Source organism: Arthrobacter sp. TmtSoilC51, from assembly GCF_055388015.1.
On the sequence record NZ_AP035877.1, the window covers coordinates 2,740,332 to 2,756,765 of the forward strand.

Genomic DNA, 16,434 nt, shown 5'->3' on the forward strand with positions numbered 1-16,434 from the left:
GGAGCGACGCTCAGGTCGCGGGTACGGCGGCGTTCACGCTTGCAAGGTATGCAGCTGCCTTATCCGGATCCATGAACCATTCCTGGAAGTCCGGCGGGTTGTTGAATCCATTAGCGAAGCGGTGGGCGATTTCGGCCGACTGACCGGCCGCTCCCAGAAGCGAAAGGACGTGCGGGGGCGGCGGAGCCAACAGCGCGTTCGTCCACTGTGCTACGTGCTGTGCATAGTTCCAGTACGTTTCGAAAGTGGCCTGCATGAACGCCGCGTCGAAGGCACCTTCGCCGTGCGCCGCGATGCTCTGCAAGTAGGAAGCCGCGCATTTGCTGGCGTTGTTGGAGCCCTGGCCGGTGATGGGGTCGTTCAGGACCACGACGTCGGCAAGTCCCAGGACCTTCTTGCCGCTGGGAAGCGTGGCGATGGGATGGCGGACAGTGGGTGCGAACCGGCCCTGCAGGAACCCGTTGGGATCGGTCAGCTCGACGTCGGACGCCCGACTGGCTTCCCACGGCAAGTACTGCTTCAGGATGTTTTTGGACGTCTCCAGGTGTTCCCCGGGAGTCAGGCCCTTCCAGCAATCCATGGGTCCGCCCGGGATGCCCTCGAAAACCATGATTTCGCACGGACCGGTGGTGGTGAGCGCCGGGAAGGCAAAATACTCGCCCACCCCCGGAATCAGGTTGAAGGAAACGGCCGAGTGTTCTGCCCTGGGCTCCATTCCCGTGACGTACGTCAACGCCAAAGCGCGTTGCGGTGAGTCATAGGCGCTGCGCTGGGCATCACGGGTGAAGAGCTGCGCAATTTCTCCCTTGCCGGCAGCCACAATCACCAGATCGGAGCTAAGGGAGTACCGCTCGAGTTCTTCAACGCCGGCGTCCTCGAACACGAGCTCGCCTCCCTGCGCCACGAACTCTTCCATGAACCTCGGGAACTTGACCCGCTGGTCAATGGACTTGGCCGGGTTATCCAGTCGGGATGCCCAGCTGATGGCCTTCTCACCAGGAACTTCAGGGTGGGGGATCGTGAACGATATTCCGTCAACGGTGGGAGCTTCAGGCCAGAAGTCCAGGCCGAGCGCCCTCTCGTGTTCCAAGGCATCGTGGAAGATGCACTGGCTGGAGGAGACTTTTCCCTCATGGATTTCTTCGGCGGTGCGGTTGGAGATCGTGGTGACCCCAAATCCGGCTTTGAGCAAACCGATGCCAAGTTGCAGGCCCGATTGCCCTGCTCCGACGATGGTGATGTGGCGCTGTGTCATAGTGTTGACCTTGTCTTTCTGCTGTCTCTGCATCCGTAAATGATGGGGGAGGATATTTGGCCGGGCCTCGGCGTGCGTTCGGGATGGGTTTGTTCCCAGCCGGGGAGACTGATGTGTACGAGTCTGATGTCATTCATGTGTCGTCACCTCTTTTCGGCGGCGAGGAGTGGGATGGCTTCTTCGGCGCGCTCGGGTCCCAAAGCGGAGTAGCCGCCGTCGACGGCCCAATCGGCTCCTGTCACGAAGCTGGCAGCGTCGCTGGCGAGGAAAGCGACCACGGCTCCGATCTCCTCTGGCCGTCCCACCCGCTTCAGGGCGTGGAATGGGGCTGCCACCGAATCTGTCTTATCAATGTCGCCGCCGGACAGGGTGTCCATGATGTTGCTCCACACCCATCCAGGGCTGACCGAATTGACACGGATGCCGTCGTCGGCGAGATCTACTGCCATGCTCCGGGTCAGCTGGACGAGGGCGGCCTTGCCCGCAGGGTAGAGCCAGCGGCCTGTCTGGGCAACGGAACTCGAAATCGAGGTGAAGTTGATGATGGCTCCGTGCCGGGATGCCTTGAGGTAGGGGCGCGCCGCGTTGCTTGCCATGACGGCACTCACGACGTTGACGTTCAGCGCCTGAAGCCAATCGTTCCGGTCCGATGCCGCACCGTCATCCCTGTAGGTGCAGGCCAGGTTAACGAGGATGTCGATGCCTCCGTGCGAGGCTGCCGTATCGTCCATGAGTCGCGCTACGGCTGCGTCATCTGTGATGTCAGTGAGTGAAAAGCTGATGTCGCTTCCCAACGTGTGGAGCTGGGCGCCGCCGTCGGCGTCGATGTCGGCGACCACAACGGTGGCACCGGCATCGCGCAACGCCCTGGCGACGCCTTGGCCGATCTTGGTGACGCCGCCTGTGACGACTGCGGTCCTGCCCGAGAGTGCTGACATGGCCAAACCTTTCGTAGTGAATCCATGGGGTGGAAGTTGTCTCTATGCATGACGCTCGTCATTGCCGAGGGAGTGGCTGCTTACTGCCTATTCGACGGTGATTCTGCCTACTTGAGAGGGAATCTGCCTACTTGACAGTGGGCCTTGGCGCGGGCTTCGGATGAGTCCGCTCCCACTCGATTCGGCGTTCCTGCACCAGCTTGACGTTCTTCATCTCTGCTCACCCCTTCCATCGGGTTTCATTGCTGCGTTTCTATGACGTGCGTCATACTTGTTCTAAGAGCGACTCTATTCAGAGGCGAAAAACGGGTCTATCCGCTTGGCGCAGGGCTCATCCGAAAAACGAAAACCTGGGAAGGAACGCGCGATGGTGAGGATCCTTCCCCGTGATGTCCTCAGGGGTCGCCCAACAGTGACCACGACGGACGTGGATGATGCCCATCAGAAGATCGCCGATTTGTTCTGCGGCCACGATCTCGTTCCGCAGACCCGTGGGACGTCAGTGGATATGAAACTGCGCTCCCTGCACCGGGGCGATATTGGCATCGAATTCCTGGACTATGGCGCGGACGTTCGAATCAGTCCGGAAGGCCTGGAGAACTTCCATCTGATCCAGATTCCCCTTGCGGGCCATGCACACATGGAAGTGGGCTCGTCGTCCGTAGATTCCAGCCCCAAAACCGCGACAGTTCCGCCGATCGACCGCCCGTTCACCATGACGTGGGATCGTGGAACCCCTCACTTGATTGTCTACGTGAGCCGCCTCGCGCTTGCTTCCGTAGCGGCTCAACTCTATGGCCGCGATCCGGAGAATAGCGTGAAGCTCGGCTATGCCATGGACCTCACGGGTCCCGCGGGGCGGGCCTTCCTGAGGTCCGTCGTCGAACTCCACGACGACATGATCAGCCAGGAGCCAAGAACAGCTCCGGGCTTTGTCCAGAAGCTCCTTGCGGACACGATGGTTTCTCGGCTGCTCCTGGCAATGGATCCGGCGACGGATGTTGACCACTCCAGCCCCGCCTCGGAAAGCCGCTTGATACGACAATTCCGGGAACTGCTGGAACGGCATGCCTCTGAGGAGCTCGCGGTTCCGGACATCGCCGAAAACCTGGGCGTGTCGGTGCGCACCCTGCAACTGGCTCTTCGCTCCGAGGTGGGGGCAACGCCGTCGGAATTGTTGAGAAGGGTGCGCCTGGACCGGGCCCGGGAACTGCTTCTTGCTGCCGCCCCCGGACAGGAGACAATTGTCTCCATCGCGGAGCGCTGCGGTTTCTCCCATCAGGGGCGCTTCTCGGCCCTCTACCTTGACACGTTCGGCGAGCTTCCTTCAGAGAGCCTTCGCCGCTAACCTGGCCCACCAGGACCCGCTGCGTTGTCTGCTTGCCACCCGGCCACCGCAGGCTCCGTTGAACTGCGTTCTTCGCTGACGTATGGCCGTTTTGTGCCAAGTGCCACGGCGTCCCAAGCCCGAGGCGCGTTACTTACCGTTTGTTTCCATCCGGCGGGGGAAAGTACTTGACGGCGATTCCGTCACCGGCACGCCCCCAGTTGAATGTTGAGGGCAAGGAGTACAGACGCCAGTGCGAGGATTCCGATGCCGGCCTGCCATAGGGACCCTTCCTTGAAACGCCGCAAGCGGCCAGACGCGCCCCGCGGCATAAAGGAGACTGCGCTGAAGCTGGTCACGAGCGCAGCGGCGATAATGACGCTCACGCTGAGCACGGCGGTGGAACCTTTCCAGGCTCAGATAATTTCCAGGGCGATGCGCGACGACTTTGTCGCATGGGGCTACCTTTCAAGGACGGGTTGCAGCCTCATTTTATCGTCAATTGTTGACAATAGCTAGGGAGCCATTCGCCTTGACCTCGTTCAGCCTTCTGCTGGGGGATCGGTCGCCCGCTCTGCAAGTTCCCGCGCCATCTCGTCCCCTACTTCCCGGAGTTTCTCCGCCAGGAGTGCCGCGCTGGGGGCCAAGGGCCTGTCCGGATGGAGCAACAGGCCTACTTGTTGGGCGAGCCCGGTCAGATGAAGGCTGAGTATCTTCACATCCGGTTCCGCCAACGCCATGGACTCCGGCATGAGGGCGAGGAATCCTGCCTCAACCACCAGCGTACGCACGGTGGCCGGAGCACCGGATTCGACCTGTTGTGCAGGAGGGGCGAGTCCAGCATTCCGGAAGTTCTGTTCGAGCTCATCCCGAAGGGGTGTGTTGGCCAGGGGCACCACCCATCGGTGTTTTGCCAGGTCCTGCAAGGAGACCTCCGGCATAGCGTGGGCAGGGTGCCATGGGGCGGCGACGATGCGAAAGTCCTCCCGGTACAGGGGGACGAGCCGCAACCGGGCTGTACTGGGATGGTCAGTCACACGGCCTACCAGCAGGTCCAGGTCACCATTGCCCAGTTCCTGGATCAGCGTCTCAGGAGGCGCTTCGCGGAGACGGACTTCCACGCGTGGCTTTTCGGTGGTGAGGCGCGCGACAGCCCGCGGCAACAGGAGATTGGCGCCGGTGACATGGGCGCCCACCTTAACAAGGCCCGACGCCGGGTCGGCCAGTTCCTCTACCCGGCGCCGCAGGGTGCTGAGATGACCCACGATGGCCTTTGCATGCTCCAGGCATGCGTCCCCGGCCAGCGTAGGGACCATCCCGCGCGCCGTTCGTTCGAAAAGTGGCGCTCCGATCGCGTGTTCGGCTTCCCGTAAAGCGCGGCTCAACGCCGGTTGCGTTAGATAGAGTTCTTCGGCCGCCCGGACCAAGCTGCCGTGCTCCGCGACGGTGAGCACAATGACAAGGTGGCGGAGCTTTACGTGGGTGGTCAGCAGCGCCCGCAGGTCCATGTCTTCATCCTACGGGTCGATATCCTGCGGGCTGCTGCCACCCGGCAACGGGAGGGGCAATCAGCGGGTGCCCGCAGCCGCGGCCCGGCGCGGAGAGGCGACGTCCCGGTCCCACTGGGCCGCTTCCCGGCCAGCGGCTTTAAGAACCTGTTTGCGGACCTTGCCGTTTTCCGTCTGGGGCAGTGTATCTACGACTCGCAGGAAACGGGGGATTGCGAAGGAAGCCAGCCGCGGAACACAGAATTGGCATAACTCGGCAAAATCCACGGGCTCACGGAGGACCAGTGCTGCCATGACCTCATCTTCACCGAGTTCGGAATCGACTGCGTACACGGCGGCCTCCTGGACGGCGGGATGCTGCCGCAGGACCTGCTCCACCTCGACTGAGGAGATGTTCTCCCCACGGCGGCGGATGACATCCTTGATGCGGTCAACAAACCGGACCCACCCGTCTTGTTCCAGGACGACCCTGTCTCCGGAATGGAACCAAAGATCCTGCCACGCCTTCGTTGTCGCTTCGGGCATGGCATGGTAGCCGGTGGCCATGGCATGGGGCTGGTCACTGCGGATGAGCAGCTCACCCGGTTGCCCATTGGGAACGGGCACTCCGTGGCCGTCTACGACGCGGATGGAGAATCCTGGCCGCACCTGGCCCATGTAGCCTGGACGCCACTGCTTGGGCGTGGACCCGATCACCGAGTTCGTCTCAGTGGACCCGTAGCCATCCAGGAGGAGCACTCCGAACCGCTCCTGAAAGGGTTCCACCAGCCGGGCAGGCGTAGCGGGGGACAGGGCCAGACGAATGTGGTGGCTCCGGTCGCCAGGTCCAGGCTCCTTGCTGGCGAGTATTCCCACCATCGCGCCGAGAAGATATGTCACGGTGGCTCCCGCCGATGATGCATCTGCCCAGAATCGTGAAGCTGAGAACCGGGGACCGAGTACATACTCGCCTCCGCAGGCGACGGCCTGCATGAAGGCATTGAGGGCGTTCGTGTGAAACAGCGGCAAACAGGTATAGAGCACGTCGTCAGGCCTGAGTCCCAGCTGGTCTGACATATTCTCGGCCCACCAATAGAACTGACCTTGGGGGCACAGGACACCCTTGGATACCCCCGTTGTGCCCGAGGTGTAGAGGATGGCAGCGGTGTCTGCCGGCGCCGCAGCCACAGGTTCCACTGCGGGAACCGGTTCAGGGACGGGGGTGACCTCGAAAACCGTGGTGAGGTCCGCCGTCGGGCCGTCAAGTGCCCACACCTTCTGAAGGTTCGGCACGGGACCGAGTGCGGCGATATGTGGCAGCAGTTCAGTTTCGGCGACCACCAGCGCGGGCCGGGAATTGGCCAGGACGTGCCGCAACTGTTCGCCTCTACTTGCCGTATTTACGGGGACAGCGATGGCGCCGATCCAGGCGCAGCCCAAGATGAAATCGAGCAGCTCTGTGCGGTTGGAGGACATCAGGACCACGGTTTGACCAGCCTCGATCCCGGCACTGCGCAGCAGCCCACCGGTGCGGGCGGCGGCATCAGCCATCATCTGGCCGTCCCGGCGAATTTCACCGCAGCGATACAGCGGCGCGTTCGGAGCTTTCCGGGCTCGTTCCAGGAGCATTTCCGGGATAGTCATTGGACGGGGGCTTGGGTCGATTACCCGAGGGTTCATGGCTGATCCTCATTTATGTCTAAGCGGACAGGTATATAAGCGTGGACGCCGGGGCCGGCGTTTGGGTTGTTGGTGAGCGGCAGGCTTTCACCCGGCACTGTCGTGCCGCCCATCACCCGGGCAATAAGTTGAGGCCCATTCGCGACGGTTACCGTGGCAAGGAGCGTGCCGTCGGCCAGTTGCGTTGTCTGCGTAACGTCTGCGTGCTCGGCCAGGACTTTACAAAACTCGTCCTTTCCGCAGCTTGGACAGATGAGGCGTTCGGGAAAGAAGAGGCTCCCGCAGGCGAGGCAGGCTTGGATGGCGGCGCTCATTGGGCTGCCTCCAGCACCGACATCGTGGCACAGGCCCCGTAACGGTAGAGGACCATTCCGTACCCACTGACCACTGCGTGGCGTGCCGTGACTTGGCGGGCCCCTGCACGCCCCATTAGCTGGGCGGCGGCTTCAACAAGTCCATGCATGCCGCCCGCTGCCCCAGCCTGCCCCGCCGAAAGTTGGCCTCCGGAAGTGTTCACGGGCAACAACCGCGTCGCAATACGGCGCTCGATGAAGTCGGCAGGGTTGTCCCGGTCCGAAAGAATGCCCAAGTCCGCCAACTGCGCCACCACCATTGCCGGATAGTCGTCATAGACGCACGCGAGGCCTACGTCGCCGGGGCCTATTCCGGCCTGCTCCCAGCAGTTGGCTGCGCACGCTTGCAGCCCCGTTGCCAGGCCGTCGTCGGATTGTTGGTCGGAGTTGTAGGAGGCCCCCACGGAAAGGACTTTGGCGTGCGGAGTTCCCTGGCTCCGATCTGCCACCAGAACTACGGCGTCCGCCCCGGTAACAGGAGGTACGCAGTCGTAGCGGCCCAAGGGGGTGGCAACCATCGGGGCGTTAAGGTATTCGTCCATGCCCAGTGGTTTGCGGTAGACGGCGGCCGGGTTATCCATGGCCCATTGGCGCTGCGCCACTGCGATGCGTCCGTAATCCTCACGGCAGAGTCCGAGCTGCTCCATCTGGCGGGAAGTGAGCATCGCAAAGAGTGCATTCGGTCCGTTCAGTGGCAAGGGCGCCAGGTGTTCCTCAGTGGCCTTGTTGTAGCTGGCTACAAGGCGCCGGAACGCGGACTGGTCCATGAGGTCGCCGGCGGCCAGGACGATAACGTTGGCGTCGCCAGCTTCAATGGCACGGACGGCATGCTGGAGCATTCCGCCTGCACTGGCCCCGCCGTTGGTGTCCTGCATCAGCCAGGAGAGGCGAAGGCCCATGCGCCAGGCAAGGTCAATGGCGTGATCGGGTGCGAGCGTGAAGCTGGATACCGCAAACCCGTCCACATCACTGGTTTGGAGGCCGGCATCATGCAGTGCCTTGCTCACAGCCCGGGCAATAACCTGGGAGGTGGTTGTGCCTGCTGAAGGGTGCCGGGTGTACGGGGACTGCCCAGTCCCGATGATGGAGACCGTCATGGCCATCCTTTCTAAGAATGAAAGCAGAGCAGAAGGATCTTGGCTGCCTACGAGAGGACTTCTGCCTCGCGGCCAGCCTCTTCCTTCTGGTCGACTTTGATGCCATGACGGGAGAAGGCAAGCGCTACGAGCGTGACCAGGACCAGGCCAATCACGTAAAGGGATACAGGGACGGAGGAACCGTATTGCAGGAGCAAAGCTGTAGCGATCAACGGAGCGAATCCGCCGGCGAAGACCGCAGCGAGCTCGTGGGCGATCGCCATTGCGGAATAGCGGACCTCGGCGGAGAACAGTTCGTGGAAAAACGCTGGCTGCGTTCCGATCATTGCCCCGTGGCAGAGGCCGTTGCCCAAGAGGAAAGCCAGGATGACCACGGCAGGGGTATTGGAATCAATCATCGAAAAGAACGGGAATGCCATGGCGCCCATGCCAACTGCACCTAGGGCGTAGACCGGACGCCGTCCAATCCGGTCCGAGAGGTGGCCGAAGAAGATGTAGGTTCCAAATGAGACAAGCATCGATACTGCCACGGCCATCAGCAGCAGGCCTTTGTCCACGCCCACGTGAACTCCGTAGGCGATGGAGAAGGAGAGGAATATATACGAACCACCGTTCTCTGCCACGCGAAGTCCCATGGCAACGAGGATTTCCCGGGGGTGGGTTTTGATGGCGGCAAGCACAGGGAGACGGTGCTGCTTGTTGTGGCTGGTGGCGGTGAACTCCTTGCTTTCCGGCAGCCGGAAGCGGATGTAGGCACCCACCGCGAGCAGCACCACGCTCAGGAGGAACGGAACGCGCCAGCCCCACGCCAGGAACTGGGCATCCGGCATCAACTGGACGAGGAAGAAGACAAGCGAAGACAACACGAAACCAAGTGAAATTCCACCTTGGCTAAAGGCGGAGAGCATACCCCGCCGGGAATTGGAGGAGTTCTCGCTGATCAGCAGGACGCCTCCACCCCACTCGCCACCTGCGGCAATGCCCTGGACAACCCTCAACAGGATCAACAAGGCAGGGGCCCACAGCCCTACTTGGCCATAGGTAGGCAGCAGGCCCATGAGGGCAGTGCTGATCCCCATGATGGATAGCGTCATGACCAAAGCACGCTTGCGCCCCAGTTTGTCCCCGATGTGCCCGAAAATGATGCCGCCCAGAGGACGGGCAGCGAACCCGACGGCGAAACCGGCGAAGGCGGCCATGGTACCAACGAGCGGGTCGACGTCGGAAGGGAAAAACAACCGGCCAAAGACGACTGCCGAAGCAGTGGCGTAGAGGAAGAAGTCATACCACTCCAGGGCATTGCCCACGAGCGAGGCAACAACGTACCGACGGACGCCGGGACGTTGCCCCGGCAGGGTGTGGTGGTGATGGGACATTGTTGCTCCTTTAGTGCGAAAAACTCTGGCGATCACGGACCGGCGTCCTGGCCGTAACTCTGTGGACCAGGGTTGTCCGTTTAATGATCGAAACAGTCGATTGTGATGGGCGTTACAGCTGCTGATTTCAGTTTCCTCCGGGGGCCGGGGAACGTCGAATGCCTGTTTAGCCAGGGGATATGCCTTTCCGGGTAACCCTTGCGATTGGGACCAAAACACTGTTCCGGCGGATGTGAATGTGCTGCTAATGTCGCAGCCACAAGTCCCGTTGTGAACCGCCACGGGCCACCAACGCCCTCATCGACGGCGAACCCACACCCAAGGAAACCCTCATGGAAACCAGCACCAATATTGGCGTGCGCCAAGGCAGCCTTGCCCAGGTACTTGCCGGCCTCGTCGCAGGCAGGATTGATGTCATTGATCTGACTACCCGGCTCTCAAGGAACACTCCCACTCTGGAACTGCCGGAGCCCTTCGCAAACCTTATTGACTTCAGCCTTGAGGAGGTTTCCGCATACAACAGCCCAGGCCCTTTCTGGAAGCATCACAACATCCACACCGGCGAACACATCGGCACCCACGTGGACGCACCCGTGCACTGGATCACCGGGCGTGGCGGCAAAGACGTCGCCCAGATCGAACCCACCCGGCTCATTGGCCCGGCTCTCGTCCTCGACGTGAGCGCCGAAGCCGCTGCCGACTCCGACTTTCTCCTCGATATCCACCACATCCGCACTTGGGAGGAAACGTACGGGCCCCTGCCCGAAGGCGGCTGGCTGCTCATTCGAACTGGGTGGGACAAGCGCTCCCAAGACCGCCAACGCTTCCTGAACAAGGACAAGAACGGCCCACACTCTCCTGGGCTCGCAGTTGAATGCGCTCGATGGATTGCCGAGGAGTCCTCTTTGTCCGGCATTGGAGTGGAAACAGTTGGTATCGATGCAGGGGCTGCAGGAGGACAGCACCCCCCTTTTCCCGCCCACCACTTCCTGCTGGGGAACGACAAGTACGGAGTCACCTCATTGCAAAACCTGGACCAACTGCCCCCAACCGGAGCAATCCTCATCGTTGCGCCCCTGCCAATCGTCGGCGGAACCGGAAGCCCAGCCCGCGTGTTCGCGCTCAAAGAAGGACAAACACGATGACTATCACCACCGGCAGCCCGGTACTCAACGAGGACGTCACCCCGCCGAGCGCCACATCCCGCTGCGACAGCGTGGCCGAACTCGTTGGAATCACCCTCGCCCGGCTTGGCATCGGTCACGTCTTCGGAGTTGTAGGCAGCGGAAATTTCGTCGTGACAAACGCGCTCCGCCGGGAAGGGGTGCCCTATACCGCAGCAAGGCACGAAGGCGGCGCCGCCACCATGGCCGACGCCTACGGCAGGATGTCTGGCAAGGTCGGAGTTGTCACTACGCATCAGGGTTGCGGGCTGACCAATGCTGTGACCGGCATCGGCGAGGCAGCCAAGAGCCGCACCCCAATGATCGTCGTTACCGCGGACACTGCTGCATCCGCCGTCAGGTCCAACTTCACGATCGATCAGGATGCACTTGCCCGGAGCGTCGGCGCAGTGGCGGAGCGGATCCACTCGCCGCAAAGCGCGGTAGCAGATACCATCCGGGCCTACAGGACAGCAGTTAATGAACGCCGCACAGTGGTCCTTTCCCTGCCCACAGACATCCAAACTATGGAAGCGCCGATAGGAAACGGCCTCACGGAGCCTTTGGAACCCCGCCAACGTGTTAGGCCCTCAGAGGCGGCAGTCACGAAGCTGGCGGCGCTCATCCAAGGAGCGAAGAAGCCGGTATTCGTGGCCGGCCGTGGAGGCCGCGAAGCAGGCCCGGAAATCGCGGCGCTCGCCGAACCTGCGGGAGCACTCGTGGCGACCTCTGCAGTCGCTCACGGTCTCTTCAACGGCGACCCGTACAGCCTGGGTATTTCCGGCGGATTCTCCTCGCCTTTCACTGCGGATGCCGTGCGGGAAGCGGACTTGATCGTCGGCTGGGGCTGCGCGCTGAACATGTGGACGATGCGCCATGGTTCGCTGATTGGGCCTGGAACAAAAGTGGTGCAGGTGGACCTTGATGACTCAGCACTGGGGGCAAACCGACCCATCGACCTGGGCGTACTGGGTGATTGCGGCGAGACAGCTTTAGCTGTGCTTAATGAACTGCGTTCTGCCGGACACCAAGCGGTTGGCCTGCGTACCCCACAGATGGCTGACCGGATCGCTCGGCATGCCCGCTGGAACTCGGTCGAAACTGCGGACCTATCCACTGCCGAGGCGATTGATCCCCGGGTGCTCAGCCGCGAGTTGGACCTAATACTGCCGGCCAACCGGATTGTTTCCGTTGATTCCGGCAATTTCATGGGGTACCCGAGCACCTATCTCTCAGTTCCCGATGAGTTTGGATTCTGCTTCACGCAGGCCTTTCAGTCGATCGGTCTGGGGCTTTCCTCTGCGATCGGCGCTGCAATTGCCCACCCCGAACGCCTGCCAGTCCTTGGCACCGGCGATGGTGGCTTCCTCATGGCCATTTCCGAACTGGAGACGCTGGTCCGTGAGCGGATCCCGATGGTGGTAATTGTCTACAACGATTCCGCGTACGGCGCCGAGGTCCATCACTTCGATGCGGATGATGAAGACCTGGAAGTGGTTCGCTTTCCTACGACAGATATCGCATCCATCGCAGCAGGCTACGGTGCCACGGCCGTAACGGTCCGGTGCCTCGCTGATCTGGCCCCGGTTGAGGAATGGGTTGCGGGTGCACAGAATGCGCCCCTGGTCATTGACGCCCGGATCGCTTCTGATGGTGGCGCGTGGTGGCTGGCCGAGGCCTTCAAAGGTCATTGAGGCGGAACGTCCGGGCGTTTAGGAGAGCCGGCAACGAACCGTTCCGTGGAGATTTTTTAGGCGTTGTGCATGCGAACGCTCGCGACTAGCCTCGGTCGGGGGACAAGAGGTTCCTCACGATCCTGGAGGACTTGCAGAATGCAGAAGATTTCCACCTGTTTGTGGTTTGACGGCACAGCGGCAGAGGCTGCGGAGTTCTACACATCGACATTTGACAATTCGTCCATCCTTACATCGATGCCCGGACCAGATGGGCAGGTCCTTACCGTGGACTTTGAAATTGAAGGCCGCCATTTCATGGGCTTGAACGGGGGACCGGCCTTCACCTTCAACGAGGCAGTATCCCTTGTGGTGAACTGCGAATCGCAGGACGAGGTGGATCGTTACTGGAATGCGCTTCTGGAAGGGGGAGAAGAAAGCCAGTGCGGATGGTTGAAGGACAAGTTTGGCTTGTCGTGGCAGATCGTCCCGACTGAGATGCCCAGGCTTTTGAACGGTCCGGATGCAGCTGGTTCCAAGCGGGCAATGGAGGCCATGTTGAAGATGCGCAAGCTGGATATCAACGTTCTGCAAAGGGCGTACGACGGCGACTGAAAGTTTGGGGGGGACAGGCGCCTTGGGCGCTGCTAGCATTACCGCACGGTGACGTGCGCACCGATTACAACCATGAGGAGAACTGACTAATGACAACCCGCCTCAACCCGTATATCTCGTTCCGCGACAATGCCAGGGACGCAATCAACTTCTACGAGTCCGTCTTTGGTGGCGAACTGACACTCAGCACTTTCGGCGAATACCAGGCGAGCGAAGACCCCGCCGAAGCTGAGAAGGTCATGCACTCCATGCTGGTGACCCCCAACGGATTGACGTTAATGGCCGCTGACACGCCCAACGGCATGGACTACAACCCCGGCAACAACATGTCGGTCTCGCTAAGCGGCCAGTCCGAGGACGAGGCCGAGCTTCGTGGTTACTGGGACAAACTGGCCGACGGCGGTACCGTCACCATGCCGCTGGAAAGCGCACCTTGGGGCGACACTTTCGGGATGTGCGTGGACAAGTTTGGCATCGCGTGGCTGGTCAACATTGCAGGAGCGCAACAACAGGAGCAGTAGCAGGCCGCGCGGAACGACGAAACAACGAATGCCTCATCCAGTGCGCGCTGGACGAGGTATTCGCGTGTCCGGGCACCTACATGATCCGTCGTCCCGAAGGATCCAGCCTGACCCCGACGTGCTTGGGGGTGCGCAATACGACGGAACGGTCCATGATCTCCACCATGGGCAATCGTTCGCCCAGTTGCCGCTCCAAGATTGTCATGTCCTCAAGCCGGCGAAGCCACACCGACATGACAATCGAATACAGCCCACCAGTGGTGACCACCAGACGCACTTCTCCTAGGCCGACCAACCTGGCCGCCACTGCCTCCACCTGCGTGGCCGGGACACGAAGGAAGTACCAAACGTTGACCGGCCAAGGAGACAATGTACGGGCGATTTCCAGCCGGACAACGATCCGATCCTGGGCAAGGGCTGCCCCGAGGGCGCTCTTCGCGCGCGGTGGGCTGATTCCCAGCTTTTGGGATATTTCAGTAATCGAGGCCCGACCATCAGCGCGTAGGATCCAAAAAAGTTGTTCTTCCAGGTCCGCCGATGCGCCCTTCACGGCCGGACTTGGTTGAGGTGCTGCGCGTTCTATGAGTTTTACCTCGTGGTCCTGCAAGGAGCGCAAGCGCCAGCTCCGGGCGTCGGCCACCAGATTGATGCCGAGATGGGTTCTTGTGCTGCGGATTCCGTTCACGGTTGGCAGGCGGTCCAAAATGAACCGTCCAAGGCTTGCCTCATCGCGGCACACGACGGTGATGACCATATCCCTGCCACCTGCGGTGTGATCTATTGAGAGCACATCCGGCTCCGCCGCGAGTTCTTCGGTCACTGCTGCCATGCTGGCAGGCGAGCACTCAACTTCCACCAAGGCGAAGGCGACATTGGAACCTCGCCCACGATAGGTTGCTACCCATGCCAGCCCTTCACCGGAAAGAAAATTCCAGCGTCGGGCCAAGGTGACTGCATCGGCACGCACACCAGGTGCCAATGCCGTCCATGGTGCCCGGGGGCGGATCTGAAGGGCATGCAGGAGTTTGAGGTCCCGTTCATCAAAGTCGAAATCCTGCATGGAACGTCTACTTCCAACAAATTGCCTGCGTTTTGAGTGTGACCAATCACTTGCTGCCTAGATTCTAGGCGTCACCACTCAAACACTTCGGAAGGCAGCCATGCTTGCTCCCATCCTGCCGTTCGGCCGCGTCCAATCTTCCACGACGGCTCAGCAAGTACAAGTGCTTCCGAAGCCTGCACTTAGCCAGCAGGGGAGGGGACTGGGCACACACCCAATAGTGGCGGGCGAGAGTGAAACATTTCTGCTTGCTTCCGTGCGCGGGGGTGACTCTGGATCCTACGAGGAGCTTTTTCGCCGGCACCAAAGCATCGCCACCTATGTCGCCCGGACTGAATCGGATAATCCAACGGATGCTGACGACGTGGTCTCCGAGGCGTTTGCATCGATCCTGGAATCCCTGCTGGGTGGCAGGGGACCGGTGGACTCATTCAGGGCTTATCTGTTGACCACCGTCCGGCGAATGTCGCACCGCCGCAATCTTCAAAGCAGACGAGCAGCGGCGACGGTGAATGGCGTTGAGAGTCAGGTCATGGATGTTAACGATGATCCTGTTCTCAAAGACTTCGAGAATACGATCCTTATGCTGGCGTTCCGTTCCCTGCCATCCCGCTGGCAGGCCGTACTTTGGCACGTGGACGTTGAGGGAATGAAGCCGGCTACAGCGGCCCGGGCTATGGAACTGACTCCAAACGCTGTGTCGTCATTGCTCATCCGGGCACGGGAAGGTCTCCGCCAGGCATACCTGCAAAAACATGTGCAGGAATCAGCGACGGACCCTTGCGCGGACTTTTCCCGCTACTTAGGCAAATACGTCCGAAATGCAGTGCGCCGGACGGCCCACGACAAGGTTCGCCACCACTTGGACAATTGCCTTCAATGCACAGGTGTGGTGGCTGAGTTGGTGGACGTTCAGTCACGAATGAAACATGCCGGCGCCCACGCTGGAAATACGGGTGCCTCGGAGTTTGCCTTCCTCGGCTGAGCGCTCAGCCGAGGGAATCATTCTCCTTCTTCATGAAGTAATCCACACCGGTGTAACCGCCATCAGCGACGATGGAAGCGCCCGTGATGAAGGATGCATCTGAGCTGAGAAGAAATGCGACGATCCTGGCTATGTCTTCCGGGCTGCCATTGCGACCCAACGGAGTGAGACGTGCCGCTTCGTAACGTTCGGTCGGGATGCCGGAGTCAACCCAGCCGGGAGTCACAGCATTAACTCGAACTCCACGGGGGCCAAGCACGTTGGCGAGACTGCGGGTGACAGACAGAAGAGCTGCCTTGCTGGCTGAGTAAGCGATGCTGCGGAAGGACCCGATGTGCGCGTCTATACTGGCTATGTTAACGATGCTCCCACCGCGAGGCATACGGAGGCCGATTTCCTGGGCAAGGATCAGGGGTGCGGTGACATTTACCTCGAAGGTTTTGTCCCACACGTCAAACGTGAATTCCTCAAAGGACTCCTTTTCAAGGATCCCGGCATTGCTGACCAGCGCATGAAACTGAAATTCATCACGGATCCGTCGAACGAAGTCCCGCGTCCGGGATCGATCTGTCAGATCAAGCTGGCGCATGTCTACCCCGTGCGTGCGGTTGAGTTCCCTGGCTTCGTCGAGGCCGGTGTTGTATGTTGCAACAACTTTCCAGCCAAGTCCTGAGAGATGTTCGGAAATGGATCGGCCGATTCCTCGCGCGCCACCCGTAACCAAGACATTACGTTCACTTGCCATCGTGCCGCCTCCAATTCTCTAGACGATATGTATGGGCTGGCTGCGGTTTGGCTGGTTGGTTTCCTTCTGAGGGGGCGATTGTCGCCGGGCAAGGTTTCGGAGCGCCAGCTTTGGGCGGGCCTTCGGGGGGTTTGTTTGTTGATGGCGCTCCGGAGCCTT

The 16,434-nt window shown here is 60.9% G+C and carries 16 protein-coding genes; 6 read left to right on the plus strand and 10 right to left on the minus strand.

From position 1 onward, the window contains the following. Window positions 1-10: 10 nt before the first annotated feature. Both ACZ5G6_RS12470 and ACZ5G6_RS12475 read right to left on the minus strand, forming a co-directional pair. Window positions 11-1,255: a styrene monooxygenase/indole monooxygenase family protein gene (locus ACZ5G6_RS12470; protein WP_498685825.1), complete on the minus strand. Its 1,245-nt coding sequence runs from the start codon at window positions 1,253-1,255 to the stop codon at window positions 11-13. Between the two features lie 143 nt (window positions 1,256-1,398). Continuing rightward, the gene (locus ACZ5G6_RS12475) at window positions 1,399-2,193 is read right to left on the minus strand and encodes an SDR family oxidoreductase (RefSeq protein WP_498685826.1); all 795 of its coding nucleotides are present in this window, start codon (window positions 2,191-2,193) and stop codon (window positions 1,399-1,401) included. Between the two features lie 367 nt (window positions 2,194-2,560). On the opposite strand from ACZ5G6_RS12475, the gene ACZ5G6_RS12480 reads away from it, so the two are divergent. Next, window positions 2,561-3,541 carry an AraC family transcriptional regulator gene (locus ACZ5G6_RS12480; RefSeq protein WP_223932747.1) on the plus strand — a complete coding sequence of 327 codons (981 nt, stop codon included), beginning with the start codon at window positions 2,561-2,563 and terminating at the stop codon, window positions 3,539-3,541. Window positions 3,542-3,723: 182 nt separating this feature from the next. Here ACZ5G6_RS12480 and ACZ5G6_RS12485 read toward each other — a convergent pair whose 3' ends face one another. The 6 genes from ACZ5G6_RS12485 to ACZ5G6_RS12510 all read right to left on the minus strand — a co-directional run bounded on the left by ACZ5G6_RS12485 (window position 3,724) and on the right by ACZ5G6_RS12510 (window position 9,513). Beyond that, entirely contained in the window at window positions 3,724-3,915 is a 192-nt protein-coding gene (locus tag ACZ5G6_RS12485) for a hypothetical protein (protein WP_498685827.1), read from the minus strand. Window positions 3,916-4,062: 147 nt separating this feature from the next. Beyond that, on the minus strand, window positions 4,063-5,028 hold the full coding sequence (locus ACZ5G6_RS12490) for a LysR substrate-binding domain-containing protein (RefSeq protein ID WP_498685828.1): 966 nt from the start codon (window positions 5,026-5,028) through the stop codon (window positions 4,063-4,065). 60 nt (window positions 5,029-5,088) lie between these two features. Then, a complete protein-coding gene (locus tag ACZ5G6_RS12495) occupies window positions 5,089-6,651 on the minus strand; it encodes an ATP-dependent acyl-CoA ligase (protein ID WP_498685829.1) in 1,563 nt (520 codons plus the stop codon). 32 nt (window positions 6,652-6,683) lie between these two features. After that, the gene (locus tag ACZ5G6_RS12500; protein ID WP_498685830.1) at window positions 6,684-7,001 is read right to left on the minus strand and encodes a zinc ribbon domain-containing protein; all 318 of its coding nucleotides are present in this window, start codon (window positions 6,999-7,001) and stop codon (window positions 6,684-6,686) included. After that, entirely contained in the window at window positions 6,998-8,137 is a 1,140-nt protein-coding gene (locus ACZ5G6_RS12505; RefSeq protein ID WP_498685831.1) for a thiolase family protein, read from the minus strand. Before ACZ5G6_RS12505 ends, ACZ5G6_RS12500 begins: the two co-directional genes overlap by 4 nt. A 47-nt stretch (window positions 8,138-8,184) precedes the next feature. Then, window positions 8,185-9,513 (minus strand): MFS transporter, encoded by a 1,329-nt coding sequence (locus ACZ5G6_RS12510; RefSeq protein WP_498685832.1) that lies wholly within the window; start codon window positions 9,511-9,513, stop codon window positions 8,185-8,187. A 332-nt stretch (window positions 9,514-9,845) separates the two neighbouring features. On the opposite strand from ACZ5G6_RS12510, the gene ACZ5G6_RS12515 reads away from it, so the two are divergent. The 4 genes from ACZ5G6_RS12515 to ACZ5G6_RS12530 all read left to right on the plus strand — a co-directional run bounded on the left by ACZ5G6_RS12515 (window position 9,846) and on the right by ACZ5G6_RS12530 (window position 13,485). Further along, the gene (locus tag ACZ5G6_RS12515; RefSeq protein WP_498685833.1) at window positions 9,846-10,658 is read left to right on the plus strand and encodes a cyclase family protein; all 813 of its coding nucleotides are present in this window, start codon (window positions 9,846-9,848) and stop codon (window positions 10,656-10,658) included. Beyond that, a complete protein-coding gene (locus ACZ5G6_RS12520) occupies window positions 10,655-12,370 on the plus strand; it encodes a thiamine pyrophosphate-binding protein (protein ID WP_498685834.1) in 1,716 nt (571 codons plus the stop codon). The genes ACZ5G6_RS12515 and ACZ5G6_RS12520 overlap by 4 nt, the downstream gene beginning before the upstream one ends. Before the next feature lie 138 nt (window positions 12,371-12,508). Continuing rightward, window positions 12,509-12,964 carry a VOC family protein gene (locus tag ACZ5G6_RS12525; RefSeq protein ID WP_498685835.1) on the plus strand — a complete coding sequence of 152 codons (456 nt, stop codon included), beginning with the start codon at window positions 12,509-12,511 and terminating at the stop codon, window positions 12,962-12,964. Window positions 12,965-13,053: 89 nt separating this feature from the next. Then, entirely contained in the window at window positions 13,054-13,485 is a 432-nt protein-coding gene (locus ACZ5G6_RS12530) for a VOC family protein (RefSeq protein WP_223932757.1), read from the plus strand. 76 nt (window positions 13,486-13,561) lie between these two features. Here the strand turns inward: ACZ5G6_RS12530 and ACZ5G6_RS12535 are convergent, their stop codons facing one another. Then, window positions 13,562-14,545, minus strand: coding sequence for an Lrp/AsnC family transcriptional regulator (locus tag ACZ5G6_RS12535; protein WP_498685836.1), 984 nt, complete (start codon window positions 14,543-14,545; stop codon window positions 13,562-13,564). A gap of 100 nt (window positions 14,546-14,645) precedes the next feature. On the opposite strand from ACZ5G6_RS12535, the gene ACZ5G6_RS12540 reads away from it, so the two are divergent. After that, window positions 14,646-15,530 (plus strand): RNA polymerase sigma factor, encoded by an 885-nt coding sequence (locus tag ACZ5G6_RS12540; protein ID WP_223932759.1) that lies wholly within the window; start codon window positions 14,646-14,648, stop codon window positions 15,528-15,530. 4 nt (window positions 15,531-15,534) lie between these two features. On the opposite strand, the gene ACZ5G6_RS12545 is transcribed toward ACZ5G6_RS12540, so the two are convergent. Then, the gene (locus ACZ5G6_RS12545) at window positions 15,535-16,275 is read right to left on the minus strand and encodes an SDR family NAD(P)-dependent oxidoreductase (RefSeq protein WP_498685837.1); all 741 of its coding nucleotides are present in this window, start codon (window positions 16,273-16,275) and stop codon (window positions 15,535-15,537) included. Between the last annotated feature and the right edge of the window lie 159 nt (window positions 16,276-16,434).